Below are 24,734 nucleotides of genomic sequence, written 5' to 3'. Positions count from 1 at the left end.
CGTGATTCGCCGCCGGGTTCGGACGAGCGCGGTCGTCGGGGCGTCAGTGCAACTCGACTTCGATCTCGTTCTCGCTGACGTGCAGGTACGTGATCGTGGCGTCCGTGCCGGTCAGGTCGACCTCGACGCCTTCGAGGGAGTCGTCGTACTCCACCTCCGCGTTGCCGCCGAGGTCGAGCGAGTTCGCGGCGATCGCGCCGCGGAACGCGGGGTTGCCCTTCGTCTCGATGTCCGCGTCGGGGGCGTAGATGACGGCGTCGAACTCGACGCTCCCGTCGCCCGGCGAATCGTCGAGCACCCCGTCGGCGACGTAGAAGACGTTCCTGTCGGCCTCCGTCTCGGACGAGGTCGTGCCGACGCGCGCGTCCCCTTGCGCGTCGAGCGATCCGTTGACGTAGTACGTCACGCCGTTATCCGAGCCGTCGGTGACGAGAAGGTCCTCGTCCCGGATGTCGAAGTCGCCGTCGACGACGAGTTCGACGTCGCCCTCGGAGGTGTCGAAGTCGACGCCGTCGTCGAGCGCGACGTCGTCGTCGAGGTAGTACGTTCCCGCGTCGAGTTCGCAGTCCGCAGAGAGGCTGGATCCGTCGACGTCGCAGGATCCAGCGTCGTCGTTGTCGTTATCGCCCCTCGCCTCCGTGACCTTCGCGTCGATAGTCGAACGCGCCGACGGGTGGTTGACGTCCTCCTCCACGTCCTCCTGGGACGGCGCGTTCTTTCCCTTCCCCGGCGGCGGGGAGTAGCCGCCTTCCGAGACGAGCGAGATCGGCTCGGCGAACTTGACCTCCTGCGGGACGGTCAGCTCCGAGACGACGGTGTCGTCCGCGTCGCACGATTCGGTTTCGCCGGCGGCGCGCCCGCTGAGGAAGTCGTACCAGCCCTCGCAGTAGTCGCTCTGGATCTTCACGACGATCGTCCCGCCGGTGAGTGGGTTCCCCGGCATCCCCTCGATGGACTGGTCGACACCGTTCTGTCTCACCTCGCCGCCCACCGAGCCGGAGGCCGAACCGTCCCCGCGGACCCGGACGATTGGGAACGTGAGCGTGTTCTTTCGGTAGTGGTACTCGGGCGGGGAGACCATCCGGCTGCCGTCTCCCTCCGTTCGCCAGACGCCGCCGCCCTGATACGCGATCTCGCGGGGACCGTCCGAGTAGACGACCGCGCCGAGAGAGCCGGTGTAGAGTTCGTCCTCGGTGCCGTTGTGCTCGTGGACGATCGTTATCGTGCCGGCGTCCTCCGCGACCTCGAACGCGCCGTCCGAGACTCGCCCCAGATCGAACCGCTGGGACGCCGACTCCCCGAGCGCGACGAGGCTCGCCTTCGAACTCATGTGCGACATGGCGTTTTCCACACTCGACGCCTCGGCGTCGGCGGACGCGTCGGCGAGCGCCACCGAGCCGACCGCGACCGAACCGGTCACGACGGCGAGCGAGAGGCCCAGTACGAGCACGACGCCGAGCGTCTCCGTCTGGCCCCTCCTCTCACCGGCGAACCGCGTCGAACGCGACGCGCGAGGACCGGATTCGCTCATCACATCACTCGTTGGACGTGTTAGTATAAAAACTCATCCCAAACGGACACGTCGGGGCGGAGGACGAACGGTCCGGCGGAGTGGAAGCCGGAGTGAAGCCGCGGTTCACCGGAAGCGAGGCTCACCGTCGAGCGTCGGACCGTCCGAAAAGATGGAAAAACCGTTGTCGTGCGCCGGTTCCGATGCCGGGTACGGAAACCCTTACAGCCGCTCGAGGTTCGCCGCGCGCGGACCCTTCGGGGACTGCTGAATCTCGAATTCGACTTCCTGTCCCTCTTCGAGGTCCGGACCGCCAACGTCCTCCATGTGGAAGAACACGTCGTCGTCCGCGTCGTCAGTGTCGATGAAACCGTAGCCGCCAGTGTCGTTGAAGAAATCAACTTTGCCTTTCGCCATTGCCTCTGAAGTGAGGCGGTACACGCTCATAAGGCTTGTGCGACTCACGCTACCACGGTGCGTCGGTCCGAGCGATTTCGCGGTCGCTTTCACGGTGCCCGCGTCCGGCGGGGGACGGATCGCGCGACGACGTCGTTTTCGAGCAACAGTTTCCCTCGACCTATATCCGGTTGAAGCCCGTCTGTCGGCGCATGTCAGACGGAAGCGAGGCGATAGAGACGCTTCAGGAACTCGGATTGACGGAGTACGAGTCCAAGTGCTTCGTCGCGCTTACCCACCGTCCGCAGGCGACGGCCAGGGATCTGAGCCGGGTCGCGGACGTCCCGCGGTCGCGAATCTACGGGGCGATGGATCGGCTCCACCGGAAGGGTCTGGTCGACGTGCAGCGCTCGGAGCCGAAGGTCTACCGGGCGGTCGAGATCGACACCGCCCTTCGGATCCTCCGAAAGCGGTACGACGCGTACTTCGAATCCGTCGAAACGTCCCTTCGCGACATCGAGCCGACGTACAAGGAAGTCGACCGCGGCGTCTGGGCGATCGAGGGCTACGAGAACGTCACCGCGCGAACGCTGGCGATGATCGAGGGGGCGGAGGACGAGGTGGTGCTGTTGCTCCTTCACGAAAACGTTCTCGACGAGGAAGTGGCCGCCCGACTCCGGGAGGCGATCGAAAACGGCGTGGACGTCCACGTCGGAACGGTGATCGACGGGATCCGGGCCGAGATCGAAGAGCGCGCGCCGGGCGCGACCGTGTTCGGTTCGGAGCTGATCGAGTGGCTGAGCACTACGGCCGAGTCCCAGGCCATCGGACGACTCCTCATGGTCGACGACGACGCGGTCCTCACGAGCGCCGTCTTCCGGGAGGTGATCCCCGGGTATCCCGAGGAGACGGCGGCGTGGAGCACCGGAATCGATCACGGGTTCGCGATCTTCGTCCGGGAGATACTCCGGCGGGAGGCGAAACGGTCCGCCGCCGAGGCGACGAAGTGACAGTTTCTTCTGGTGTTCCGCCCGCAACACCGGGGGTGGAGGATTCGAACCCTCCTCGCCCGGTTAAATAGACGCCGCGCATCCCTTCACGGTACCGCGGTCGGACCACCCCGCGAAGAGCGCGTATACGTCGCCGGGGACGGCCGGCCAAGCAACGCGTACCATGAATCGCGAAAACTCACCGTCGGACCAACGCGTGTCTTACTGTTCACGTTGCGACCGCGAGACGATCCACCGGATCGAACTCGCGGTGAAAGAGCGGATCGAGCGGGACGAAGTCACGGCCGAGAACGCGAAACACGGACGGAGGCCGGCGCGGATCGTCGTCTGTTCGATATGTGAAACGGAGTCGCACGACTCGTGGGCGTAGGCGAGAACCGACGAACTGATCGGTCACGAAATCGCTGTGACGCGTAGCGGTCGGCTCAGACGAAATCCGGCGTAACTAACGATAGCGGTGAGCGCACTCGGGAGGTGGGTGACCCGAGCCGCCCCCGATACGGTTAGGAGTCATGAACTGTCAGAGGCACCGAAGCCGCCACCCAGTAGATCGGAAGGGGCTTCGTCCCACCTACGGTGCCGTTCTAGAAGTACACTCATAGGTGTTGTACTTGGATTGGCAAGCATCGGTACTACGCCGACCGATTTCGAGGATATATCGACGGCTATCGCGAGAGAAATCCGTCTCGATGGGTGCATCGCGGCAAAATGCGGAGACGTGGGCACGCCCGCTCAGATGGATCGGAAGGGACACACGGCAGACACACCCCGGGCGAGCAGTTTTCCTTTCTGAAGCGGGACCGCCTCCGGCACGTGAATAGATACCGCGCCCCCGCCTTAGCCCCGGTGCTTGTAGTCACAAGCATCCGGTCGAGTCCGGTTCGTCGGCCTCCACCCGTTCCGGCGACGTCGCGGTCGGTGTGCCGGTCGTCACGGCGAAAACACCGCTCGGACGCGTCCGTCCTCCTCGTGTTTGAACAGAACGGTTCGGAACCCCGAGTGTCCGTCAGCGGACGAGATTGCTCATCGTCGAAGGCGACGGTATCTACCGGCTCAACCCTTTTTTCGATCGGGAGCCGAAGTCGAACCATGACGACCCACGTGAGCGTCGACCAGGTCCGCTGGTGGCTCGACGAGAAGGCCATCACGGACGTAACGTCCCACTCTCGGGAGGAGACGGAGTTCAACCTGCAAGTGACCCTCTCGAGGCTGCCGATACACCTCATCAAGGAAGAAAAGCGCGGGCCGATCCGGGTCGTCGGGCGCAGCGCGTTCGACACCGAGCGGGCCAGACGTCTCATCCGCGACGACGAGTCGCGCACGGAGCTACTGGGTCTGATCGGGCCGGTGCTCGCGACGACGCCGGGGTTCTACACGTTCCTCGACGAGGAGGACCGCGCCTGCGAACTCCGGGACGCCGAGACGATCCAGCTGGAACACCGGATCTATCCGGACGGAGCGACCCAACAGGCGCTGATGGACAGCGTGATGGCCGTCGCCACCGCGATGCGCTACATCCAGAACCTGTTGGGCGCGACGTTCCCCGCGGTTCCGCCCGAATCGGACGAACTCGACGACGAGGACGTCTGAACACCGCCCACGGCTTTCTCTGGCGCGCTGGCCGGATCGGGATGGCCCATCGGGAGTATCCACGTCACAGAAACATATCGGACAGGCGAGGAAACTATAATCGGTTACGCAAGACGTCGCGCCGAACACCCCCATCATCGCCACCTTTCCGGTATTTTTGGCTGAGGACGAGGTTCGACCCGTGACAAATTTTTTGCGTGTTCTCTCGAGGGTAGAGGGAGTAACGAATATCGGTAACGCTGACGGCGCTCTTCAGCAACGTTTAAGATCGGGGCGACAGACGCTGTGTCCATGACGATACAACGGCGCGAATTCCTCGCGATCGTGAGCGGAGGGGCGGCGGCGGGACTAGCCGGATGTACGGGGTTCGCTTCGAACGAAGGGGAGGGGGGCGACGCAGATGGCGGCGAATCGAGCGCCGGTATCGAGAACGAGGAGCTGGTACTGACGACGACGACCAGTACCTACGACACGGGACTGCTCGACGAGATCAACACCGGCTTCGAGGACCGCTTCGGCGCGCCGGTGAAGGCGATTTCGCAGGGAACGGGTGCGGCGCTCGAAACGGCACGCAACGGCGACGCGGACGTGGTCATGGTCCACGCCCGCGGTCAGGAGGACGAGTTCCTGAACGACGGTCACGGGATCAACCGCCGGGACCTGATGTTCAACGATTTCGTGATCGTCGGTCCCGCGGACGATCCGGCGGGCATCAAAGGGACGAAAGACGCCGCGGAGGCGTTCGCGACGATCGCCGAATCCGAGGAGCTGTTCGCCTCGCGCGGCGACGACTCGGGGACCCACTCCGCCGAACTCGAGATCTGGGAGGCGTCGGAGGCCGACCCCGGCGGCGAGTGGTACATCGAAACCGGCCAGGGCATGGGCGATACGCTCAATCAAGCGAGCCAGCAGGGCGGGTACGCCCTCGCGGACCGGGGGACGTTCATCTCACAACAGGACGAGATCGAACTCGAAATCCTCGTTCAGGGGCCGATCGAAGGCGGCCCCGAGATCCTCGCGAATCCCTACGGGATCATCGCGGCCAACCCGGCGATCCACGAGAACCGCAACTACGACCTCGCGATGGCGTATATCGGCTTCGTTACCGGTCAAGAGGGGCAGGAGATCATCGAGAACTACACGCTCGACGGCAAACAGCTGTTCTTCCCGCAGGCGCTCTCGGAGGATCCGAATTACCAGCAGTACGTCCCCGAGGGCTGGCAGCCCGACGGAAATACGACCGGGGGCGACGCCGATACTGACGCGTGATGGCCACCGAGGCTCTCGCACTCGCGCTCGTCGAACTCCCCTTCGAGAGTCAGTACATCACGAGTATCGTCCGCGTCTCGCTGTACGTGAGCCTGATCGCCGTGGCGCTGTCGACGGTTTTTAGCCTCCCCGTCGCGATAGTCATCGGGTTCAAGGAGTTTCCCGGCAAAGGCCTCGTGACCGCGCTCATCAACACCGGAATGGGTTTTCCGAGCGTGGTCGTCGGCCTTCTCGTGCTCTTTCTGGTGTCGAATCAGGGCCCTCTCGGCTCTCTCGATCTCGTCTTCACGCCCGAAGCGATGATCATGTCCCAGTTCGTGCTCGCAACCCCCGTCATCACCGGCGTGAGCCTCGCGGCCGTCACGAGCGTCGAACAGAACGTCCGAGACGCCGCGTACGTCATGGGCGGCACGAGAGTTGACGTCGCGCTCGTCGTGATCAAGGAGGCTCGATTCGGGATCGCGACCGCGGTTCTCGCGGGGTTCGGGCGGGCGATAAGCGAAGTCGGATCGGTGCTGATCGTCGGGGGCAACATCGCCTACGCCGACGGCGAAGCGTACACCCGGAACATCACGACGGCGATCCAGCTCGAGGCGCGGCAGGGCCGCTTCGAAACCGCACTGTTCCTCGGGGCGATTCTCGTCGCGCTCGTGTTGCTCGTCAATTGGCTCGTCGGCCGTCTCGGCGGAGGTGGACGAACGCGATGACGTCGGTTCTCGACGTCGAAGGGCTCTGGCACGCCTACGACGAGCCGGTGTTCGACGACGTGTCACTGGACGTCGATCGCGGGGAGATCCTCTCGATCATCGGTCCCTCCGGGGTCGGAAAGTCCACGCTGCTTCGACTGCTCGCCCTGTTCGAGCAGCCGGACGGGGGGACGATCAGATACGGCGGAACCGACGTCTGGAGCCTATCGGAAAGCCGACGGCTCTCGATGCGCCGAAACGTCGGCATGGTGTTTCAAGAGCCGAGTCTGTTCGACGCATCGGTGCAGCAGAACGCCGAATACGGACTCCGCGTCCGCCAGTCGTGGGCCGACCGCCTCAAACGAAACGCCGCCGAACTCGTCGGCACGCGAAACGGGACGAGCGACGCCGCCCGCAGGGCGCTCGGTGTGGTTGGTCTCGACGGAAAAGAACAGCAGAATGCGCGGTCGCTGTCGGGCGGCGAGGCACAGCGGGTCGCCTTCGCCCGCGCGCTCGCATACGATCCCGACGTCCTCTTACTCGACGAACCGTCATCGGACCTCGATCCGCGTAACACGGCCGTCCTCGAGAACGCGATCACGGAGGCGCGGGATCGAAATATCGGAATCGTCATCGCGACCCACGACATGAATCAAGCGGAGCGGATCGCCGACCGGGTGGCGGTGCTCCTCGGGCAGCGGACCATCGAAGTTGGACCGACCGACAGGGTCTTCACACGTCCGCGGGACGAGCGCACTCGGAAATTCATCGACGGTGAATTGATCTACTAGGTCGTCGACGGCGAATTGATCGAAGAGGATAATTGATCTACGAGGGGGGATCAATGGCCCGTAGAGAGAACCCGGATTTGGATCGTCCACCGACACAGTTCCCATGACCGACGACAGTAACGTTCAGGATTCATTCGAGACGAAATTAGCTGCCGGTGATCTCGCTGTTACGGCACGTGATGCGGAGCTTCTTCGGGCGATCAGCGCTCACGGATCTATTTATTCTGCAGCAGGGTCACTGAATAGATCATACGCTCACGCGCAACGTCGCGTCGTCGAACTCGAGGATGCGATCGGACCGCTGGTTGAGAGACGGCGCGGTGGCGTAGAGGGAGGCGGGAGCACGCTCACCCCGACCGCGCGAGAGCTTCTTCGTCGATTTAACCGGTTAGAGACCGCTTTTTCGGGATTGACGGACGCAGCGGTGACCGTTCTCGACGGGAAGGTCGTCGAACGGAGGGGCGAGCTCGGCGTCGTCGAAACGGCCGCCGGGCGGTTTCTGGCGCTCGTCGTTTCCGAAACCGACGCTGTCGAGGTCGCGATCCGCGCGGACGCGATCACACTCACCGCGCCTGAGGACGCACCACCGGCGGACGAAACGAGCGCACAAAACCACGCTTCGGGGGTCATCCGGGACGTCGAAACCGGTGAATCCATCGTTCAGGTGACTCTCGATATCGGGGCGGAAGCGCCGCTTAGAGCGACGATCACCAGTTCGAGTTACGAGCGGCTCGGGCTCGCGCCCGGTCGAGAAACGGTGGCGTAGTTCAAGGCGACGGCGACGCGCGCAACGCCGAGAGACATCGATCCGACGCGGTAGGGTACTCGACTTTAGCTATCAGCAGTGGCTGGATCACAAGCGCATCTTCTTGTTCACACCGACCACAGAATATCCATATGTAACATGTTGATATTCAGTGTTTTAATACCTGAAATAACATAAAAAGAACTAATATTCTATTGGGAATCTGATAGTCGTAGTATGCAGAGCAATCGCAGACGTTTCATGATCGGTGTAGGGGCAGCAACGCTAGGTATCGCGGGTCTCGGTGCGGGCAGCACGGTAATCGCATCGGACCACTCAGGGCTCGCCTTTGCAGAAGTGAACGCAGAAGATGAGTATGTCGTGCTTAAGAACTTCACCGAAGGTGAGTTCGACCTGACGGGCTACGTGATTGATTTCGAGGCGAACGGTGAGAACGAACAGGATCGATCATTCCCGGACGGAACCGTGATCGGCGCAGGTGAGACGCTGACGGTCGCGACGGGCTACAAGGATGTCGACGCCGACGTCGATTTTGGCTCGGACGGAGGCCTCATTCGCGACGATGGGAGTGACGTGATCTCGATCCTTGCCCCCGACGGCGAGGAGATCCTCCGCAGCGACGACGAGAGTCACTGGGCCGACGACTCGGATAAGGAGGAAGAACAGGACGAGAGCGGCCCCGAGGAGTACGACATCACGATCACCGTCGTCGATCGGGAGGGAAAGCCGTTACAGGGGAAAATCACGCTTATCGGAACCGAGGCCGAGATCCTTGGCGAACGAGAACTCGGCGAGGACGGGCAGGCGTCGTGGGTCGTCAGCGAGGAGGGGCGGTACGCTTACAACGTCTACGAGGTCGATGGATACGAACCCTCCTCTGACGATTCTTCGTTCGAGGTTGATGAGGATACGGAACTTACCGTCGAAATGACGGAGGTTGACGAAACTGACGAGGAACAGGACGACAGTTCAGAGCGTGACGACAACGGCGAGCAGAACGAGGAAGAATCTGACGACGGAACGGAGGAGGAAAACGCGGCTGACGAGGACTGCTAAGGCGATTATCTAACCATATTGTAGAACCCGCTGGACTCGCCGGGACTGAGCGAACGCTCCGCGTTCGCGAAGGTCGGCGAGTTCATGACTGACCGAACGCAGTGAGGGAAGGAAGTGGACTCGCCGGGATTTGAACCCGGGGCCTCTCCCATGCCAAGGGAGTGATCTACCTCTGATCTACGAGCCCTCGAACGCGTTTTCTCGTACCCCGGTGTAGATAATAAGGCCTTCGACTTGTTTAGCCCGACCGACCGACGCTCGCCGAGTCAGGCCGTCGCACGCGACGAACAGGATTATGCCCCCCGCCAGTCTCCGACCGGCCATGACCTACGAACTCCGGGAGGAGCTCCCCGCGCCGGAGACGTTCGTCGCCCTCCGCGAGGCGGCGGGGATGGCGCCGCGGGGTCTGGAGGCGGTGAGGCGAGGCCTGCCGAACAGCGTCTACGGCGTGACGGCCGTCCGCGACGGCGAGACCGTCGGGATGGGTCGGATCGTCGGCGACGGCGGGTCAGTCTACCAGCTCGTCGACGTGGCGGTCCGCCCCGACCACCAGGGGCGGGGGCTCGGAACCGAGATCGTGGCGGCGCTGATGGCGTACCTCCGCGAGAACGCGCCCGAGTCGGCGTACGTGAACCTCATGGCCGACGTCGACGGCTTCTACGAGCGGTTCGGGTTCGAATACACCGCGCCGGCGTCGAAGGGGATGTACCTGCGGATCGAGAGGTCGGAGGAAGCCGAAACGGTTTAGTCCGCCACGGGGCGAGAGTCACGCGGGAACAGCACGGCCGCAAATCTGACTCGTCCGCGCGACGCGGACTCGGGATTGCGGTAGTGCCCCGCGGCGACCGCCATCGCCGTCGGGTACGCTATCCTGCGGTCTGTGCGTTCCAATTCGAAACCATGGCACGAATGCACACCCGCCGTCGAGGGCAGTCCGGATCGGACCGCCCCGCGGCAGACGAACCGCCGGAGTGGAGCGACGTGGACGCAGAGGAGATCGAATCGCGCGTCGTCGAGCTCGCGGAGCAGGGTCACGACCCGAGCGTCATCGGCCTGAAGCTCCGCGACGAGGGCGTGAAGGGCACGCCGATCCCGAACGTGAAGCTCGCGACCGGCAAGAAGGTCACCGAGATTCTGGAGGACAACGATGCCGAGCCGGAGCTTCCGGAGGACCTCCGGAAGCTGATGGAGCGGGCGCTCCGCCTGCGCGATCACGCCGAGCGCAACCCGCAGGACAACCAGAACCGACGCGCCCTGCAGAACACCGAGTCGAAGATCCGCCGTCTCGTGAAGTACTACCGCGGCGACAGGCTCGAAGCGGACTTCACGTACCGGTACGACGAGGCGCGGGAACTCCTCGAATAGCCGAAAACGCGGCTCATCACGACCCACGCACTCACCGAAATGTCGACAGCACGTTCCGCAGGGGACGACGCCCCCGCCGCAGAGATCGCCGCCGCGCTCCGCGACGCGCCGTTCGTTCGGGTCGCCGCGCGCGCCGACGGCGACTCGCTCGCGGCCAGTGGCATCCTCGCGCGGGCGCTCCGGGACGTCCGCGTCCCGTTCCACGTCCGCGCGTCGCCCGAGGACGTCTCCATCCCCGGCGGCGACGCGGCGGGCGTGGACCTCGTCGTCGGCTCGTCGCCCGCCGTCGGGGCGGACGGTCGCCTCGATGGCGACGGGAGCGACGGCGGCGACGAAGACGACGGCGACGATCGCGGCCCGAAGCGCGTCGCCGCCGGCGCGTCCCGCCCGGCGAGCGTCGTCGCCTTCGAGATCGCGCGGGAACTCGGGACCGATCCGGATCCCGCGCTCGGTCTCGCGGGCGTCGTCGCGTCGGGGGGGACCGTCGACGGCGACGGGAGCGCGCCGATCCTCGACGCGGCCGACCGCGCCGGGGTCGTCGAACGCCGACCCGGCGTCGCCGTCCCCACCGCGGACGTCGCCGACGGCGTCGCGCACACGACGCTCGTCCACGCGCCCGTCTCGGGACAGCCGGAGCGGGTCCGCGCGGCGCTCGCCGAGCTCGGCCTCCCGGCGGAGTTGGACGAGGACGCACACCGTCGGATCGCCTCGCTCGTGGCCGTGGAGGCCACCGCGGTCGAGGACGCGACGCCGCGAGCCTCGGAGGCGATCGAGCGCGCGCTCCGGCCGCACGCGACGCCCGACGGGCCGTTCGAGACGGTGGGCGGTTACGCCGACGTGCTCGACGCGGTCGCGCGCGAGCGGCCCGGCGTCGGCGTCGCGCTGGCGCTCGGCCACGACGCCGAGGGGACGAACGCGAGCGTTCGAACCGCCGCCCTCGACGCGTGGCGCGACCACGCGCGGGCGGCGCACGCGGCGCTCCGCGGCGCGACGACCGCCCGGTACGACGGCGTGTTCGTCGCCCGCCCGCCGGCCGACGCACCCCCGTCCGCGCTCGGCACAGTCGCCCGGTTGCTCCGCGACTTCCGATCTCCGGAGCCGGTCGCCCTCGTCGTCGTCGACGGGGCTGCGGCCGCCGCGAGCGTCGAACCGCTCGATCTCGGAGCCGTCGTGGCGACGGCGGTCGAGCGACTCGCCGAAAGCGGAGTCGGAACGAAACCGACCGCGGTCGGGAACGGAACCGCCACGCGCGGCGACGCGCGGTTCGACGGGACGGCAGAAGAGTTCGTCGCGGCGTTCCGGGAGGCGCTATGAGGCGCGCGCGGATCGAAACCGGACACGAGCGCGCGGCGCTCGTCGCGGCCGCGATCGTCCCCGACAACACCGACTCGATGCGGACGAGCGTCGACGGCGACGCCGTCGTCACGGAGATCGCGCGGGAGACGACCGGCGGCCTGCAGTCGACGGTGGACGATTACGTGGTGAACCTGACGGTCGCGGAGACCGTCGTACAGTTAGCGAACGAAGACGACACACAATCATGAGCGAACGATCAGTATCCAGACAGAAGCGAGGAAAGCGATGGTACGCCGTGCTCGCGCCCGAGCAGTTCGACCGGGCGGAGCTCGGCCAGACCGTCGCCGACGAACCGGAGAAAGTACAGGGAAGAACCATCGAGGTCACGCTCGGCGAGCTCACCAACGACGCCGGGGCGAACAACACGAAACTCACGTTCAAGGTGACGGACGTCGGCAGCGACGCCGCGTACACCGAGTTCGTAAAGCACGAACTGACGCGCGATTACCTGCGCAGCCTCGTGCGCCGCGGCGCGTCGAAGGTCGAGGCGAACATCACCGTGCTGACGACGGACGACTACCGGGTGCAGATCCAGCCGGTCGCGTTCACCACGAAGAAGGCCGACCGGAGCCAAGAGCAGGCCATCCGACGGGTCATGATCGACCTCGTCGAGGACGCCGCGGACGACCGCACGTTCGAGCAGCTCGTCGACAGCGTCGTCAACGGCCGCCTCTCGTCGGCCATCTACGGCGAGGCCAAGTCGATCTACCCGCTTCGCCGCGTCGAGGTGCAGAAGCTGACGCTCGAAGCGCACCCCGAGGAGGTCGAAGAGGAAGCTGAGACCGCAGTCGACGTCGACGAGTCCGACGTCGCGGTCGAGGAAGCAGAAGGGGAGTAACTCGGCGCGTCGCCGGGGGACGTCGGTTTCGCATCGCGTTTTTTGACGGGTCGTTCTCGACGACGCTCGACGCTCCGACCGCGAGCGACGCGACCCGATCCCGACCGGGGCGATCAGCCCTCTTCGACGACGACCGTGCCGACCATCCCCGCCATCTCGTGGGGGACGCAGACGTACTCGTAGCGCCCGGGCGCGTCGAAGGTGTGGCTGAACGTCTCGCCGTTGTCGAGCGCGCCGCCCCCCTGCCGCCACGCCTCGCGGGCGGCGCGCTCCGAATCGAAGCCGCCGCTCGCGAAGTACTCGGCCTCCTCGGGGATGGCGTTCTCGTACGCGGTCACCGTGTGCGCGCGCGAGCTGGTGTTCATCCACACCACCTCGTCGCCGACGGAGACGGTGAGTTCGGCCGGGTCGAACGTCTCGGCGGTCATGCCGACGTCGAAGTCCCGATTTCCGCCGAACTGGAGCGCGGCGCAGCCCGCGAGCCCTGCGACCCCCGCGAGCCCGGCGCTCGCGAGAAACGTCCGCCTGTTCATGCTCGACCCTCGAACCCCGACGGGTAAAGGCGGCGTGGTTCGCGCGCCGAAGCCGATGTAAAAGCGTATACCACCGGTCGCCCACAGCCGAGGTATGTCACGGTTCGTCCGGTTCGTCGGCCGGCTCGGCCTCGCCGACGCCGTGACGGTGACGAACGCCGCGCTGGGCTTTCTCGCGGCCGTCGCGGCGGCCGTCGATCCGTCGCTGTCGGCCCGTCTCATCCTCCTCGCGGCGATGGCGGACGGGCTGGACGGCGTCATCGCCCGTCGGCTGGGGGGAACGCCGGCCGGCGAGTACCTCGACTCGCTCGCCGACGTCGCCTCTTTCGGCGTCGCGCCCGCGATCCTCGTCGCGGCCGTCGTCCGGGAGTCGTGGACCCTCGGGTCGGAGCCGGTCTGGTTCGTCGCCGGCGTCGGCTTCCCGGCGATCTTCGTCGCCATGGCGGTCGTTCGGCTGGGCTTGTACACCGCCTACGACGGCGACGCGGACTCGACGGAGGGCGTCCAGACCACCCTCGCCGCGACGATCCTGGCCGCTGGCGTGCTCGCCGGGTGGCTCGTCAGCCCGACGGCGCTCGTCGGGTTGACGGCGCTGCTCGCGATACTCATGGTGACGACGGTGAACTACCCGGACCTCCATCCTCAGGACGCGACCGTGATGGGCGTCGTTCAGGGGCTCGCCATCGTCCTTCCCGGTTTCCCCGGCGAGGTGTTCGCGTTCGGCCTCCTGTTTCTCGCGCTCGCGTACCTGACCCTCGGCCCGCGGTTTTACTGGCGCACGTAGTCGCGTCCTCAGTCGCGGGTCGCGGACAGCCCCATGTCCGACGCCTCGTCCGGAACCGGCAGGTCCCGCGGCGACGCCCGGAGCAGTTCCGCGGCGTGGTCGAGCGCCATGTCGAACCCGTAGTACCGCTCCAGCTCGTCGCCGTCGGGCGACGACCGAACGGCCAGCATCGCGTACCCCTCGCGGTTCTGCGCGACGACCGCGGTCCGACCGTCGGCGACGAACTCCACGATCCGCTCCGCGTCGGTCTCGTAGTACCTGGCGTCGATCTCGTCCGCGTTCGCGTCGCTCATGACGGGGCGTTGGAACGGACGGAAGTCGAAGCTACCGATTGCGCCTGCGACTCCCGCCACGCTACGATGAAAGTATGAGTGCGGACGGGCCGGGATTGCCCGGCGTTCCGGCGCGGGTAATCCCGGTTGCCTCCTCCACCCCGTGACCCTACGAGCGACGCACGTCCGACGGTCCGCTGCTCGCTTCCGCGCCTGACGGGGTGTCGTCGGCGAACCGCGACGCACCGCCCCTGCGGGCGGCTGCCGCGGACCGCTGTCCCCGTAGGACGAGGCTTCGACGTTGGCTCCCGGGGCCCGCACCGGTCTGACCGGACGCCCCCGGCGTTCGGTCCCCGCTAAAGACTCTATTGCGGGTGAGGAGCAGGGCCTAACTGCCCGACCTAGTCCAGTACCACGTACCCGCTTCCCTCTTAAGGGCCTTTCGACTCGCCCGCGGAAAACGAACCGACGGCGCGGCGGTTCGACGCCTCCGTCGACGCGCCGCACGCGTGCGGCGCGGCATCGGCCGCGAGACGTCGGCGTTCGTACCTCAGGCGGATAGCGCCGCCCGCGAGTAGACGACCGCCGCGAGCGCGACGAACGCGGATGCGGCGACGGTCACCCAGCGGTGGGACTCGATCCACGCGTCCGCCGCCGGGAAGCTGAAGATCACCGCCTGCTCCACGGAGAGCGCCCACAGGGTCGCGAGACCGAACGCCGAAAGGCCGAGCACGAGCGCGATTCCGGCGGCGAGGTCGGGTTCGGTTCGCCCGTTCCGACCCGCGAGAAAGACGACCGCGCCGACCAGCGCGAGGAACGCGAGCACGTTCGCGCCGACCGGTCCGGACGCGTAGTACTCGCCGATGCGGTGGGCCGGGGCTGTGAGAACCCCGTACGGCACGACGACCGCGGCGAGCAGGATCAGACAGGCGACGACGCCGGCGGTCGAGGCGACCTCCTCGGTGTCCATGCGCGCACCTCCGGCGGCTCGCGGGATAAATGGTTTGAGACGCGACGGGTCTCGGGGAATTGTCCTTCGGTCGTCACGAGGAGTTGGTTCCGCGGCCGACGGTCGCGCGCGGAAGGAAAAACGGTAAGCGGGTGGCCCGCACCCTTGCGGCTATGGATCGCGTAGCCATCGTCGGCGCGTCGATGACCCGGTTCGGCAAGCGCGAGGGGGAGTGGGTTCGAGACCTCCTCGCGGAGGCCGGGCGGGCCTGTCTCGACGACGCCGGCGTCACTCCCGACGAAGTGGAGCACCTCTACGTTTCGAACATGGCCAGCGGAGAGTTCGAAGGGCAAACCGGCGTCCCGAACGCGCTGGCTCACGACCTCGCGGCCGTCCCGGCGTACACCGCCCGGATCGACCAGACGAGTTCCAGTGGCGGGGCGGGCGTGTACGCCGCCTGGCAGTCGGTCGCCTCCGGGGCGAGCGACATGACGCTCCTCGTCGGCGGCGAGAAGATGACCCACCGCTCGACGGCGGAGTCGACGGACGTGATCGCCTCGCTGACCCACCCGGTCGAGTACAAACACGGCGTCACGCTGCCGAGTTTCGCCGGATTGACCGCTCGCCTCTATCTGCACACCTACGACGCGCCCCGCGAGAGCCTCGGCAAGGTCGCCGTGAAGAACCACAAAAACGGCGTGGACAACCCCCACGCGCAGTTCCGCAAGGAGGTCGATCTCGACACCGTCCTCGACTCGCCGATCATCGCGGACCCCCTGCGCCTGTACGACTTTTGTCCCATCACGGACGGGAGCGCGGCGCTCATGTTCTGCCCCGAATCGGTCGCCCGCGAGTACGCCGACGAGTACGCCGTGATCGCGGGCATCGGCGGCGCGACCGACACCCACGTCGTCCACGAGCGCGCGGACCCGACGACGATGCGCGGCGTGGTCGAATCGAGCGAGATCGCCTACGAGATGGCGGATCTGGGCCCCGAAGACGTCGACGTGGCGGAGCTACACGACATGTTCACCATCCTCGAGTTCCTCCAGAGCGAGGACCTCGGCTTCTTCGAGAAGGGGGAGGGTTGGAAGGCCGTCGAAGAGGGCGTCACCGACCGCGACGGCGACCTCCCGATCAACACCTCCGGCGGACTGAAGTCCAAGGGTCACCCCCTCGGTGCGAGCGGGGTCGCGCAGGCGTACGAGATCTACAAACAGCTCACAGGAGAGGCGGGGCCGCGACAGGTCGACGCCAACGTCGGCCTCGCGTGCAACGTCGGTGGATTCGGAAACTGCGTCATCACCACGATCATGGAGGCGAGCGAATGAGCGAAGACGGAGAGCGAACCATGGAGGCGTACCGCTACCCCGACGGGAGCATCACCTACCCCGGCCACCCGATCGGACCCGACGGCGAGGAGCCGGTCGGGACGGTCGACCTGAGCGAACACACCGCCGAGGTCGTCACCTGGACGACGAGCACCGCGACGCCGCCGGGCGTCCGAGAGCCGAACTCCCTCGCCATCGTCGAGTTCGACGTGGAGGGCGAGCCGGTGCGCGCGATCGGCCAGTTGACGACGGCGGACGCCGAGATCGGCGACGAGGTACGGCCGGTGTACGCCGAGGAGCTTCGAGAGCCGGGCGCGGGGATCCGGGAACCGGACAGTCAGGAGTGGGACGGGTTTCGGTTCGAACCGATCTGATCGCCGAACCTTTTTATCGGAGAGCGGGACCAGCGTCGTCATGATCTGACGAGTCGTCGCGCGACGGCCGAGGCGGGTGCACGGTGACCCGTCGCGCGTTCGCCCGCACCGTCTGTCCGCCACGACGCGCTACTCGTCGTCTCCGTCGCGAGCGGAATCGTCTCCCCGTTCGGCCCGCTCCAGCTCGTCGCGAATCGAGTCGAGTTCCGCGTCGATGTCCACCCCCGGCGCGTCGTCCTCCGAGTCGTCGTCCGTCGTCTCGTCCCCCCGCGAGGCGTCCGGCGGCGTCTCTGGGTCCTCTTCGTCGACGGCGATCGAGATTCCCCCCGCGCGATCCGACTCGCGTCGATCCCTCGCACGGTCCCTCCCCGCCGCGATCTGCGATTCGATCTCGTCGGCGAGTTCGCGCGCGTCCTCGATGATCGAGCGGGATTCGGGATTCTCGGGCAGATCGGCCTCCGAGAGCGCGGCGCGAAGCTCCGAAAGCGCCCCCTCCAACCCGTCTACCGCGTCCCGACGGACCGCGTCCATCCGCGTTCGCGCGGCGTCGGACTCCTCGCGCAGCGCGCGCTCGGGATCGGCGAGTCGGAGCAGGCGTCCGAGGAGTTCGAGCGCGCGGATGTTCGCCTCGAGAACCGCGATGACCGTGGGGATGGTGTACTCCTCCGTGAACCGGAGGATCTCGCGGGGCGTCGGGGGGCGAAAGCGACGCCTCCGGCGGCCCCGTCGGTAGTCGGGCGACGCGCGGAGCTCGCGCCTGAGTTCTTCGAGGGTCGTTCCGAGGTCGTCGAGGAGGTCCGCGAGATCGTCGTCCCGGATTCGATCCCGACGGTCGTGGTCTTCGTCGCGGCGGCGGCTCATACGCACCGGTAGCGTCGCCGCCGGCTTAAGCGTTGGACCGTCGACGCGGCGACTCGAGGCCGCACAGGCGTCTGTCAGTCCGTCGCCCGCCGGTACTGGACGGGCCACTCGACGTCGGCGTCGAGCGCGCCGGCGGCGTGAAGGGTGAAGTAGGGATCACGGAGGTGTTCGCGCCCGACGATGGCGAGATCCGCGCGGCCGTTCCTGACCAGTTGGTCCGCCTGTTCCGGCGTTGTGATGCCGCCGACCGCGCCCACCGCGAGATCGGTCTCGGCTTTGATCGCCTCGGCGTACGGGATCTGATACCCCGGTCCGGTCCCGGGGAGTCGTTGATCGGGGTGGATGCCGCCCGCGCTCACGTCGATGAGATCCGCGCCAACCTCCCCGAGCATCGGGGCGAGCCGGATCGACTGCTCGAGGTCCCACGAGTCCCGATCCGGCAGCCAGTCCGTCGCCGAGATGCGGACGAACACGGGCTTGTCGTCGGGCCAGACCGCCCGGACCGCCGCGGTCACCTCCCGCAGGAGGCGAGTCCGGTTCTCGAAGCTCCCGCCGTACTCGTCCTCGCGGTCGTTCGTCACCGGCGAGAGAAACTCGTGTATGAGGTACCCGTGCGCGGCGTGCACCTCGGGAATTTCGAAACCGGCGGCGAGCGCCCGCTCCGCGGCGCTCGCGAACGCGTCGATCACGTCGTCGATGTCCGCCGTCGTCATCGCTCGCAGGCGCGGCACGTCCGCGTCTTCGCCGTCGTACGGCCACGGCTCGTCGCCGGGGCCGACGACGTCCCAACCGCCGTCGGCCGGCGCGATCGGACCGCCGCCTTCCCACGGTCGGCGCGTACTCGCCTTTCGACCCGCGTGGGCGAGCTGGATCGCCGGAACGCTTCCCTGCGAGCGGATGAACGCCGCGGTCGGTGCGAGCGCGTCGGCCTGTTCGCTGGTCCAGATACCGAGGTCTTGCGGCGAGATGCGTCCACGCGGCTCGACCGCCGTCGCCTCCGTCATGACGACGCCCGCGCCACCGACGGCGCGGCTACCGAGGTGAACCAGGTGCCAGTCGGTCGCCAGCCCGTCCGTCGACGAGTACTGGCACATCGGCGAAACCATCACCCGATTCGGAATCGTGGTCCCGCGTATTGTCAGTTCATCGAATAACGAATCCGTCATCGGTTCGCGTACGGGCCAAACGATAAAATCGGTGTTGAATCGCGCCCGCTGGAATGTTTATTTCGAGAGGAGATGACCCACAACACTTATTGTGTAAGTAGTTCAATATATTGAACGAAAAGGGATGAAGTCCGGAGAGGAGGACGTGTTCGCTCGGTCGCTCGACGAACTGAAACGCGGCGGCTGTGGCATACTGGTCGTCGGAGCACCGTCGGCGCAGGCCCGACGAACCGCTTCGGCTCGACTGCTCGGCGACGCCGTAGTCCGACCGCGTCGACGCCTTTTCGTGTTCACGGACCGGACGTACACTCACGAGCGGCTCGGCAACGGACCGACGGAACCCGATACGGTTCGCGTCGTCTCGCGGGCGGCAGCGACCCGATACGCGGCGTCGACGGGTGGACCGGTCGACGTCGATGACTCCCTCCCCCACCGACGCGTCCGGTCCGATCGGCTCGGCGAGTTCGCGCGCGCGGTCGGGGAGGAGATCCGGACGTTCGAGTCGCGCGCCGGGAGCCTCGATCCCGGCGAACTCCGGGTCTGTTTCGACTCCCTCTCTCCGCTTCTGTCCGCGCATCGGGAGGAGTCGGTCCACCGATTCGTGAACGAACTGGCGAGCCGCACGCGGGCCGTCGCCGGGATGGTACACTTTCATCTCGGCGTCGAACGCGACGATCCGATCGCGCTCCGACTCGCCCCGCTCTTCGACGCCGTGATCGAACTGCGGGTTCGCGACGGACCGGAACAGCGGTGGCACCTTCCCGAGCGTGACTACCGCAGCGGGTGGCTTCCGTTCTGAGGACCGCCGGGTTGCAGAGCGGTTGCCCACGGATTTAGGCCAACCAAAACGTATATACCTTTAGGCACGCCTAAGTCCGCCCATGGCAGTCACCGACGCCCGCGACGGAGACCTCGTGGAGGAACCGAGAGATCCCGACTTCTGTATCTCGGCGTGTCGTACCTCTCCGAATCGCACAGTCTTCACCGAGGACGGAAACCAAGACGGCTGGATCGCGACCGATCTCACGGTCACGCTCGAGCGGTAGTCCCGAGTTCTCTCGTCTGCTGTTGCACCGCCGTCCACAGTCTGGTCTCCTCCGTCGTCGATCGAACGTTTCCGCCGCGTGCGGCCGCCGCTCCTCTCTGTCTGCACCGTCCGAGCGCGGTCGCTCGACGCGAGAAAGATGGGAAAACTGAGGCGCGCCGGCTTACTTCGTCGCCGATTCGAGCACGAGGGTGTCGTCCTCGAGGTAGTGCTCGATGTGGTGGGCGTCCTCTTCGACGTGAACGAGGATCTCGCGGAGGATCTCTTCGGTGGCGTAGTCGCCGAGGTTGTCCGCGAGCTGGATGTGCTCGCGCATGTCCTCGATGATGTCGCCGTAGACGCCCAGGTCGTTCTGAAGCGACGTTCGAACGTCGTACACGTCCTCGCCCTCGAACTCGACGGTTGCGCGCTCTTCGAGGTTCGCCGGGCCCGAGACCGGGACCCCGCCGAGGGCCTGCGCGCGCTCGGCGATGATGTCGGCACCCTCCTCGGCGTGTTCGTAGGCCTCTTCGAGGAAGATGTGCAGGTCGCGGAACTCGGCGCCTTCGACGTTCCAGTGGTGCTTTTTCAGCTGGTGGTACAGGACGTACGCGTTCGCGAGGTCCGTGTTCAGCGCGTCGATGATCTGCTCGGCCTTGTCGGTCCCGATGCGAAGGGCGTTCTCCTCGACCTCGCCCGCCGGCTGTCGGACCGTCTTTTGCGTGCTCATGACGGTTCGTCGTACGCGCGCCATCCACTTAAAGATTCACACGCCGGAAACGCTTTTTTGGTTTTCCTAAAAAATTGTTGTGCGTTGTGTCACCTCGGCCGCCGCGAATCGGAGAGACGGCTCCCGTTTGTTGCGTCCAAGCGGCGAATGGAAACGCTCTTTTCGCTCACCGACGGACGTTCGGCATATGAGTAACGGGGACGACGAGCCCGAGGAGGCCGAGGTCGAGGAGACTCCGGAGGAGTCGGCGGCAGAGGAAACGCCGGAAGACGAAGTCGACGAAGAGCCGGAAGGGTCCGAAGCTGACGAAGCTTCGGAGTCCGACGAAGAGTCCGAGGAGGTGGAAGGCGCGGAAGAGACGGAGAGCGCGGAGGAGCCGGCGACCGAAATCACCGCCGAGAGTCTGGACGAGCGACTCGACGCCGCCGAATCGGATCTCGAAGCCGCCGAGACGAAGTCGGATCTCGACGAAGTCGAGGCCGCACTCGACCTCGTCGAAGCGGACCTCGAAGCGACGGACCTCCCGGAGCCCGAGGACGAAGAGGAGGAGGATCCGGAGGAGGTGCTCGAATCGCGTCTCTCCGACCTCCGCGAGGACCTGGAGGAGGAGCGCGGCCCGTACGCCGAGGACGTGATCGAGTCGATCGAGGAATCGAAGTCGAAGGTCGAGGACACCCGCTGGACGGAGAAGGGCGAACCCGAGGTCGTCGAGGCGGTCGAGAACTTCACCGCGTCCGTCGACGAAATCCTCGGAACCGACGTCTCATCGGTCGATGACGACGAGGAAGCGACGCTCGTCGCCGCCCTCTCCGAGGCGGCCGACGCCGTCGAGGACGCCGACCTCGATCCGGACGAGGACGACGAGACGATCGCGGCGCTCCTCGACGCCGCCGAGGAGCTGGCGTCGGATCTCGAAGACGCCGAGGAGTGGGACGACCTCGAGGTCCGCGAGAAGCTCCAGGCGGAGGGATTCTACGACGTGCTCGGCCACTACAAGGACTACCCACCGGAGTGGAGCGCGCTCAAGGAGCACGAACAGCGCGGAAACGTCGAGATGATCCTGCTCGCGCTCGATCTGCTCGGGTCGGAGTTCATGGAGGAGCACTGTCTCGAAGCGATCACCCGGATGAACGACCGGCGCGCGTTCGACGCGATGCACCAGCGCGCCCAGAAGCGCGACAAGCCGGCGATCACGGCGCTCGGGAAGATGGCCGCCGAGGATGCGGTCGAGACGCTCCTCGACTACGTCGACGCGGACAAAGACCCCGCGCTCCAGAAGGTGACGTTCAAGGCGCTCGGCGAGATCGGCAGCGAGGAGGCGACGCAGGCGCTCGCGAACAAGCTCGTGATGGACAACGACAACGTCCGACCGCACGCGGCCCGCGCGCTCGGTCTCATCGGCGACACCCGCGCGATCGACCCGCTCTCGGACGTCCTCTCGGACGACGAGAACTCGAACGTCCGCGCCAGCGCCGCGTGGGCGCTCAGACGGATCGGCACGAAAGAGGCGCTCGAAGCGGCCGCAGCGTACGCGGACGATCGGACGTTTCTCGTACAGACGGAGGCGGAGAAGGCCGCCGACGCGCTGCGCGTCGAATCACCCGCGTGATCAGCCCCCGACGGTCGCCGCTGGCGTAACCTTCCGGCCGATCGGCGCGGAGCCGCGACCCGTTCGGCGCGGCAGTTCGAGCGGTTCAGTACGAGATTCCGACCCGTTTTCCGACGTACCGTTCGTCGAGGTGCGCCGCGACGAACGCCGCGAGGTCGTCCGCCGAGATCCGCGTTCCTCCCTCAGGGAGCGTCTCGACCGCGGTTCTGTACTCGCCGATCGCCCCATCGTCCGTGATCGTCGGAGCGCAGACGGCCGTCCAGGCCAGACCCGTGTCCGAGAGTGTGTCGTAGACTTTGCGGTGTTCGGCCTCGAGTTCCGGATGGAAGGACCGACAGAGAGGATCGTCGAGCCGAAGGCGACCAGCCGGCGACTGGAGGATCCCCGCGCCCGTGACGACGACCAGCCGACCGACGTCGGTCGCTCGCATCCCGTCTACGACGTTCGCGGTTCCGGTCGAAACGACGGGGACGCGTTCCGCTCCGTCCGTCAGTCCGTCGAGTGCGCTCACGACCGCGTCCTGCCTCCGGACGGCCTCTCGCACCAGCGCCGTATCTCGAACGTCCCCGCGCATCGTCCGGAGGTTCGAACGGTCGGGCAGGCGCGCCGGGGATCGCGTGAGCGCCGTGACCTCGTGGCCCACGTCGAGAAGCCGCAGGAGGAGGCGGCGACCCGTCCGGCCGTCCGCACCGAAGAGCGCAACGTTCATCACGTTCACTGGCACCTCGACACCCCTATAGTTACCGCACCTATCCGGAAATTGTCGTGACGACAGGACTTCGGGGTAGATCTTATATCCGATGACGGAACCACCGCGTTCCGTGTCCCGCGTCGTAGCCTGCGTCGTTTGTCTGCTCGTCCTCTCGGCGTCGATCGCCGCCGGAGCCGACGAGCGCGAGCCCCGTCGATCCGACGCCGACGGCGCGCGAATCGTCGAACTCTACCCGAATCCGGTCGTGGACGAGGACCGGGGCGAGTTCGTCGTCGTGACGCTTCCGAACGCGTCGGACGGGTGGTCGCTCGCCGACGGGGAGTCGACGGTTCGAATCCCGGACGGAACGAGCGGTCGCGTCGCGCTCAGCCCGGACCCGGACTCGGCCGCCGAGAGCACCGACCATCGCGTCGTCGAGGTGTCGGATCGGCTCGCGCTGGCGAACGACGGCGAACGCGTCCGACTCCTCCGCGACGGGGACGCCGTCGACGCCGTCTCGTACGACGACGCTCCCGAAGGCGAGCGGTGGATACGGGACGGGGAGCCGCGCTGGCGACCGCTCGGATACGAGCCACGATCGGCGGTCGACGCGGGGCCCGCGACGGCCCGCGCGTTCGTCCTTCCCGACGATCCGGCCGTGCCGACCGCGGCACTCCGACGCGCCGATCGTCGGATTCTCCTCGCGGCGTACACGTTCACCTCCCGCGACGTCGCGGACGAACTCGTCGCGGCTGTAGAGCGAGGCGTCTCAGTCCGGGTGCTCGTCGACGATGCCCCGGTCGGTGGGATCGCGGCGCGCGAGGCGACCGTGCTCGACCGGCTCACCGCGTCGGGCGTCGAGGTCGAGGTTATCGGCGGCGAGCGGGCTCGGTACGCGTTCCACCACCCGAAGTACGCCGTCGTCGACGACCGCGCGCTCGTGATGACCGAGAACTGGAAACCGTCCGGAACCGGCGGCAGAGGGAGCCGCGGATGGGGCGTCGAGGTCGAGTCGAGCGACACCGCCGCCGAACTCGCCGGAGTGTTCGACGCCGACGCCGGCTGGCGCGACTCGACGCCGTGGCGCGAGTTCAGGCGGGGGCAAACGTTCGTCGAGTCGGAGCCGGCGGACGGACGGTACGCTTCGCGCGTCGAGACCGAGCGGGTCGAGGTCGACCGCGTGCGCGTCGTGACGGCTCCGGGGAACGCCGAGGAGGCGATCGTCGACGAACTCGACGGCGCGTCGGAGCGGATCGACGTCGTCCAGCCGACGGTGGACGACAGGACGCACCCGTTTCTCCGGGCGAGCGTCCGCGCCGCGGAGCGGGGCGTCCGAGTTCGAATTCTCCTCTCAGGGGCGTGGTACGTCGAGGAAGATAATCGCGCCCTCGTCGACTCGGTGAACGGGTACGCGGAGCGGCGGAGCCTCCCGCTGGAGGCGCAGATCGCGGAGCCGCGCGGACGGTACGAGAAGATTCACGCGAAGGGAATCGTCGTCGACGACCGCGTCGTCCTCGGCAGCGTCAACTGGAACAACGCCTCCGTCCGGGAGAACCGCGAAGTCGCGCTCGTGCTCGAGAGCGAGGCGGCCGCCGCGTACTACCGCGGCGTGTTCGAAGCCGACTGGGACACCGGAAAACCACCGATCCCGGTCGGCCTCGTCGCAGCGGTCGTCGCCGTCGTCCTCGGGGCGCTCGCGTACGCCCGCAGAAGGATCGGATTCGCGGCCGAAACGAGAGGGGGCGAAAAGGGGTGACGGGTAGTCCGATCCCGATCT

General features: G+C 66.7%; 29 protein-coding genes, 1 tRNA gene and 1 other RNA gene. 20 read left to right on the top strand and 11 right to left on the bottom strand.

Annotation, left to right across the window (positions count from 1 at the left end):
• Positions 1–43: 43 nt before the first annotated feature.
• Positions 44–1,531 (bottom strand): DUF7289 family protein, encoded by a 1,488-nt coding sequence (locus C3L37_RS13265; protein ID WP_129115086.1) that lies wholly within the window; start codon positions 1,529–1,531, stop codon positions 44–46.
• Between the two features lie 201 nt (positions 1,532–1,732).
• Positions 1,733–1,927 (bottom strand): cold-shock protein, encoded by a 195-nt coding sequence (locus C3L37_RS13260; protein ID WP_129115085.1) that lies wholly within the window; start codon positions 1,925–1,927, stop codon positions 1,733–1,735.
• Positions 1,928–2,118: 191 nt separating this feature from the next.
• On the opposite strand from C3L37_RS13260, the gene C3L37_RS13255 reads away from it, so the two are divergent.
• The 8 genes from C3L37_RS13255 to C3L37_RS13225 all read left to right on the top strand — a co-directional run bounded on the left by C3L37_RS13255 (position 2,119) and on the right by C3L37_RS13225 (position 9,074).
• Positions 2,119–2,916, top strand: coding sequence for a TrmB family transcriptional regulator (locus tag C3L37_RS13255; protein WP_129115084.1), 798 nt, complete (start codon positions 2,119–2,121; stop codon positions 2,914–2,916).
• Positions 2,917–3,079: 163 nt separating this feature from the next.
• Entirely contained in the window at positions 3,080–3,286 is a 207-nt protein-coding gene (locus C3L37_RS24390; RefSeq protein WP_449267285.1) for a DUF7835 family putative zinc beta-ribbon protein, read from the top strand.
• A gap of 719 nt (positions 3,287–4,005) precedes the next feature.
• Positions 4,006–4,506, top strand: coding sequence for a hypothetical protein (locus C3L37_RS13250; protein ID WP_129115083.1), 501 nt, complete (start codon positions 4,006–4,008; stop codon positions 4,504–4,506).
• 291 nt (positions 4,507–4,797) lie between these two features.
• A complete protein-coding gene (locus C3L37_RS13245; protein ID WP_129115082.1) occupies positions 4,798–5,775 on the top strand; it encodes a substrate-binding domain-containing protein in 978 nt (325 codons plus the stop codon).
• Complete coding sequence (locus C3L37_RS13240; protein ID WP_129115081.1) at positions 5,775–6,482, top strand: ABC transporter permease; 708 nt, start codon at positions 5,775–5,777, stop codon at positions 6,480–6,482. The genes C3L37_RS13245 and C3L37_RS13240 overlap by 1 nt, the downstream gene beginning before the upstream one ends.
• The gene (locus C3L37_RS13235; protein WP_129115080.1) at positions 6,479–7,252 is read left to right on the top strand and encodes an amino acid ABC transporter ATP-binding protein; all 774 of its coding nucleotides are present in this window, start codon (positions 6,479–6,481) and stop codon (positions 7,250–7,252) included. The genes C3L37_RS13240 and C3L37_RS13235 overlap by 4 nt, the downstream gene beginning before the upstream one ends.
• Before the next feature lie 409 nt (positions 7,253–7,661).
• On the top strand, positions 7,662–8,018 hold the full coding sequence (locus C3L37_RS24855) for a TOBE domain-containing protein (protein WP_228546237.1): 357 nt from the start codon (positions 7,662–7,664) through the stop codon (positions 8,016–8,018).
• A 216-nt stretch (positions 8,019–8,234) separates the two neighbouring features.
• A complete protein-coding gene (locus C3L37_RS13225; protein WP_129115078.1) occupies positions 8,235–9,074 on the top strand; it encodes a lamin tail domain-containing protein in 840 nt (279 codons plus the stop codon).
• A 115-nt stretch (positions 9,075–9,189) separates the two neighbouring features.
• Here the strand turns inward: C3L37_RS13225 and C3L37_RS13220 are convergent.
• A tRNA-Ala gene (locus tag C3L37_RS13220) sits at positions 9,190–9,261 on the bottom strand.
• A gap of 135 nt (positions 9,262–9,396) precedes the next feature.
• On the opposite strand from C3L37_RS13220, the gene C3L37_RS13215 reads away from it, so the two are divergent.
• From C3L37_RS13215 to C3L37_RS13195, 5 genes are all read left to right on the top strand, one after another.
• Positions 9,397–9,822, top strand: coding sequence for a GNAT family N-acetyltransferase (locus C3L37_RS13215; protein WP_129115077.1), 426 nt, complete (start codon positions 9,397–9,399; stop codon positions 9,820–9,822).
• 152 nt (positions 9,823–9,974) lie between these two features.
• Positions 9,975–10,439 carry a 30S ribosomal protein S15 gene (locus C3L37_RS13210; protein ID WP_129115076.1) on the top strand — a complete coding sequence of 155 codons (465 nt, stop codon included), beginning with the start codon at positions 9,975–9,977 and terminating at the stop codon, positions 10,437–10,439.
• A gap of 39 nt (positions 10,440–10,478) precedes the next feature.
• A complete protein-coding gene (locus C3L37_RS13205; protein WP_129115075.1) occupies positions 10,479–11,753 on the top strand; it encodes an exonuclease RecJ in 1,275 nt (424 codons plus the stop codon).
• Positions 11,750–11,983 carry a KEOPS complex subunit Pcc1 gene (locus C3L37_RS13200; RefSeq protein ID WP_129115074.1) on the top strand — a complete coding sequence of 78 codons (234 nt, stop codon included), beginning with the start codon at positions 11,750–11,752 and terminating at the stop codon, positions 11,981–11,983. Before C3L37_RS13205 ends, C3L37_RS13200 begins: the two co-directional genes overlap by 4 nt.
• Positions 11,980–12,633, top strand: a complete 654-nt coding sequence (locus C3L37_RS13195; RefSeq protein WP_129115073.1) for a 30S ribosomal protein S3ae — start codon at positions 11,980–11,982, stop codon at positions 12,631–12,633. The genes C3L37_RS13200 and C3L37_RS13195 overlap by 4 nt, the downstream gene beginning before the upstream one ends.
• A gap of 113 nt (positions 12,634–12,746) precedes the next feature.
• On the opposite strand, the gene C3L37_RS13190 is transcribed toward C3L37_RS13195, so the two are convergent.
• On the bottom strand, positions 12,747–13,166 hold the full coding sequence (locus C3L37_RS13190; RefSeq protein ID WP_129115072.1) for a cupredoxin domain-containing protein: 420 nt from the start codon (positions 13,164–13,166) through the stop codon (positions 12,747–12,749).
• A 94-nt stretch (positions 13,167–13,260) separates the two neighbouring features.
• Here C3L37_RS13190 and C3L37_RS13185 point away from each other — a divergent pair, with 94 nt between their 5' ends.
• On the top strand, positions 13,261–13,950 hold the full coding sequence (locus tag C3L37_RS13185; RefSeq protein WP_129115071.1) for a protein sorting system archaetidylserine synthase: 690 nt from the start codon (positions 13,261–13,263) through the stop codon (positions 13,948–13,950).
• 8 nt (positions 13,951–13,958) lie between these two features.
• On the opposite strand, the gene C3L37_RS13180 is transcribed toward C3L37_RS13185, so the two are convergent.
• From C3L37_RS13180 to C3L37_RS13170, 3 genes are all read right to left on the bottom strand, one after another.
• Positions 13,959–14,243 (bottom strand): DUF7111 family protein, encoded by a 285-nt coding sequence (locus C3L37_RS13180; protein WP_129115070.1) that lies wholly within the window; start codon positions 14,241–14,243, stop codon positions 13,959–13,961.
• 79 nt (positions 14,244–14,322) lie between these two features.
• Positions 14,323–14,634: signal recognition particle sRNA (ffs, locus tag C3L37_RS13175), an RNA gene on the bottom strand.
• Positions 14,635–14,772: 138 nt separating this feature from the next.
• Positions 14,773–15,192 (bottom strand): DUF7548 family protein, encoded by a 420-nt coding sequence (locus C3L37_RS13170; RefSeq protein ID WP_129115069.1) that lies wholly within the window; start codon positions 15,190–15,192, stop codon positions 14,773–14,775.
• A 152-nt stretch (positions 15,193–15,344) separates the two neighbouring features.
• Between C3L37_RS13170 and C3L37_RS13165 the strand changes: the two genes are divergently transcribed.
• Positions 15,345–16,502, top strand: coding sequence for a thiolase family protein (locus C3L37_RS13165; RefSeq protein WP_129115068.1), 1,158 nt, complete (start codon positions 15,345–15,347; stop codon positions 16,500–16,502).
• Positions 16,499–16,876: an OB-fold domain-containing protein gene (locus tag C3L37_RS13160; protein ID WP_129115067.1), complete on the top strand. Its 378-nt coding sequence runs from the start codon at positions 16,499–16,501 to the stop codon at positions 16,874–16,876. Before C3L37_RS13165 ends, C3L37_RS13160 begins: the two co-directional genes overlap by 4 nt.
• Before the next feature lie 129 nt (positions 16,877–17,005).
• On the opposite strand, the gene C3L37_RS13155 is transcribed toward C3L37_RS13160, so the two are convergent.
• Complete coding sequence (locus tag C3L37_RS13155) at positions 17,006–17,737, bottom strand: DUF7547 family protein (RefSeq protein WP_129115066.1); 732 nt, start codon at positions 17,735–17,737, stop codon at positions 17,006–17,008.
• A 74-nt stretch (positions 17,738–17,811) separates the two neighbouring features.
• Positions 17,812–18,903 (bottom strand): NADH:flavin oxidoreductase/NADH oxidase, encoded by a 1,092-nt coding sequence (locus tag C3L37_RS13150; RefSeq protein ID WP_129115065.1) that lies wholly within the window; start codon positions 18,901–18,903, stop codon positions 17,812–17,814.
• Between the two features lie 124 nt (positions 18,904–19,027).
• On the opposite strand from C3L37_RS13150, the gene C3L37_RS13145 reads away from it, so the two are divergent.
• Both C3L37_RS13145 and C3L37_RS24385 read left to right on the top strand, forming a co-directional pair.
• Positions 19,028–19,702 (top strand): DUF7504 family protein, encoded by a 675-nt coding sequence (locus C3L37_RS13145; protein ID WP_129115064.1) that lies wholly within the window; start codon positions 19,028–19,030, stop codon positions 19,700–19,702.
• 82 nt (positions 19,703–19,784) lie between these two features.
• On the top strand, positions 19,785–19,949 hold the full coding sequence (locus C3L37_RS24385) for a hypothetical protein (protein WP_164974736.1): 165 nt from the start codon (positions 19,785–19,787) through the stop codon (positions 19,947–19,949).
• A gap of 162 nt (positions 19,950–20,111) precedes the next feature.
• Here C3L37_RS24385 and dpsA read toward each other — a convergent pair whose 3' ends face one another.
• Positions 20,112–20,657, bottom strand: a complete 546-nt coding sequence (dpsA, locus tag C3L37_RS13140; RefSeq protein ID WP_129115063.1) for a DNA starvation/stationary phase protection protein DpsA — start codon at positions 20,655–20,657, stop codon at positions 20,112–20,114.
• A 187-nt stretch (positions 20,658–20,844) separates the two neighbouring features.
• On the opposite strand from dpsA, the gene C3L37_RS13135 reads away from it, so the two are divergent.
• Positions 20,845–22,266: a HEAT repeat domain-containing protein gene (locus tag C3L37_RS13135; protein ID WP_129115062.1), complete on the top strand. Its 1,422-nt coding sequence runs from the start codon at positions 20,845–20,847 to the stop codon at positions 22,264–22,266.
• An 85-nt stretch (positions 22,267–22,351) separates the two neighbouring features.
• On the opposite strand, the gene C3L37_RS13130 is transcribed toward C3L37_RS13135, so the two are convergent.
• Positions 22,352–22,975, bottom strand: a complete 624-nt coding sequence (locus C3L37_RS13130) for an NAD(P)-dependent oxidoreductase (protein ID WP_129115061.1) — start codon at positions 22,973–22,975, stop codon at positions 22,352–22,354.
• Positions 22,976–23,087: 112 nt separating this feature from the next.
• Here C3L37_RS13130 and C3L37_RS13125 point away from each other — a divergent pair, with 112 nt between their 5' ends.
• Positions 23,088–24,713: a phospholipase D-like domain-containing protein gene (locus C3L37_RS13125; RefSeq protein ID WP_228546224.1), complete on the top strand. Its 1,626-nt coding sequence runs from the start codon at positions 23,088–23,090 to the stop codon at positions 24,711–24,713.
• Positions 24,714–24,734: the final 21 nt, after the last annotated feature.

It is taken from the genome of Halegenticoccus tardaugens (assembly GCF_004116405.1).
GTDB classification, from domain to species: domain Archaea; phylum Halobacteriota; class Halobacteria; order Halobacteriales; family Haloferacaceae; genus Halegenticoccus; species Halegenticoccus tardaugens.
This window is presented reverse-complemented; position numbering and strand designations above follow the sequence as displayed.

Excerpts from the sequence above, each read along its gene's own strand:
- C3L37_RS13160 (WP_129115067.1), top strand. The coding sequence starts at position 16,499 with ATGAGCGAAGACGGAGAGCGAACCATGGAGGCGTACCGCTACCCCGAC.
- C3L37_RS13215 (WP_129115077.1), top strand. The coding sequence starts at position 9,397 with ATGACCTACGAACTCCGGGAGGAGCTCCCCGCGCCGGAGACGTTCGTC.
- C3L37_RS13130 (WP_129115061.1), bottom strand. The coding sequence starts at position 22,975 with ATGAACGTTGCGCTCTTCGGTGCGGACGGCCGGACGGGTCGCCGCCTC.
- C3L37_RS13250 (WP_129115083.1), top strand. The coding sequence starts at position 4,006 with ATGACGACCCACGTGAGCGTCGACCAGGTCCGCTGGTGGCTCGACGAG.
- C3L37_RS13185 (WP_129115071.1), top strand. The coding sequence starts at position 13,261 with ATGTCACGGTTCGTCCGGTTCGTCGGCCGGCTCGGCCTCGCCGACGCC.
- C3L37_RS13255 (WP_129115084.1), top strand. The coding sequence starts at position 2,119 with ATGTCAGACGGAAGCGAGGCGATAGAGACGCTTCAGGAACTCGGATTG.
- C3L37_RS24385 (WP_164974736.1), top strand. The coding sequence starts at position 19,785 with ATGGCAGTCACCGACGCCCGCGACGGAGACCTCGTGGAGGAACCGAGA.
- C3L37_RS13245 (WP_129115082.1), top strand. The coding sequence starts at position 4,798 with ATGACGATACAACGGCGCGAATTCCTCGCGATCGTGAGCGGAGGGGCG.
- C3L37_RS13135 (WP_129115062.1), top strand. The coding sequence starts at position 20,845 with ATGAGTAACGGGGACGACGAGCCCGAGGAGGCCGAGGTCGAGGAGACT.
- C3L37_RS13205 (WP_129115075.1), top strand. The coding sequence starts at position 10,479 with ATGTCGACAGCACGTTCCGCAGGGGACGACGCCCCCGCCGCAGAGATC.
- C3L37_RS13155 (WP_129115066.1), bottom strand. The coding sequence starts at position 17,737 with ATGAGCCGCCGCCGCGACGAAGACCACGACCGTCGGGATCGAATCCGG.
- C3L37_RS13235 (WP_129115080.1), top strand. The coding sequence starts at position 6,479 with ATGACGTCGGTTCTCGACGTCGAAGGGCTCTGGCACGCCTACGACGAG.
- dpsA (WP_129115063.1), bottom strand. The coding sequence starts at position 20,657 with ATGAGCACGCAAAAGACGGTCCGACAGCCGGCGGGCGAGGTCGAGGAG.
- C3L37_RS13150 (WP_129115065.1), bottom strand. The coding sequence starts at position 18,903 with ATGACGGATTCGTTATTCGATGAACTGACAATACGCGGGACCACGATT.
- C3L37_RS13260 (WP_129115085.1), bottom strand. The coding sequence starts at position 1,927 with ATGGCGAAAGGCAAAGTTGATTTCTTCAACGACACTGGCGGCTACGGT.
- C3L37_RS13240 (WP_129115081.1), top strand. The coding sequence starts at position 5,775 with ATGGCCACCGAGGCTCTCGCACTCGCGCTCGTCGAACTCCCCTTCGAG.
- C3L37_RS13190 (WP_129115072.1), bottom strand. The coding sequence starts at position 13,166 with ATGAACAGGCGGACGTTTCTCGCGAGCGCCGGGCTCGCGGGGGTCGCA.
- C3L37_RS13265 (WP_129115086.1), bottom strand. The coding sequence starts at position 1,531 with ATGAGCGAATCCGGTCCTCGCGCGTCGCGTTCGACGCGGTTCGCCGGT.
- C3L37_RS24390 (WP_449267285.1), top strand. The coding sequence starts at position 3,080 with ATGAATCGCGAAAACTCACCGTCGGACCAACGCGTGTCTTACTGTTCA.
- C3L37_RS13170 (WP_129115069.1), bottom strand. The coding sequence starts at position 15,192 with ATGGACACCGAGGAGGTCGCCTCGACCGCCGGCGTCGTCGCCTGTCTG.
- C3L37_RS13200 (WP_129115074.1), top strand. The coding sequence starts at position 11,750 with ATGAGGCGCGCGCGGATCGAAACCGGACACGAGCGCGCGGCGCTCGTC.
- C3L37_RS13145 (WP_129115064.1), top strand. The coding sequence starts at position 19,028 with ATGAAGTCCGGAGAGGAGGACGTGTTCGCTCGGTCGCTCGACGAACTG.
- C3L37_RS13225 (WP_129115078.1), top strand. The coding sequence starts at position 8,235 with ATGCAGAGCAATCGCAGACGTTTCATGATCGGTGTAGGGGCAGCAACG.
- C3L37_RS13165 (WP_129115068.1), top strand. The coding sequence starts at position 15,345 with ATGGATCGCGTAGCCATCGTCGGCGCGTCGATGACCCGGTTCGGCAAG.
- C3L37_RS13195 (WP_129115073.1), top strand. The coding sequence starts at position 11,980 with ATGAGCGAACGATCAGTATCCAGACAGAAGCGAGGAAAGCGATGGTAC.
- C3L37_RS13210 (WP_129115076.1), top strand. The coding sequence starts at position 9,975 with ATGGCACGAATGCACACCCGCCGTCGAGGGCAGTCCGGATCGGACCGC.
- C3L37_RS13180 (WP_129115070.1), bottom strand. The coding sequence starts at position 14,243 with ATGAGCGACGCGAACGCGGACGAGATCGACGCCAGGTACTACGAGACC.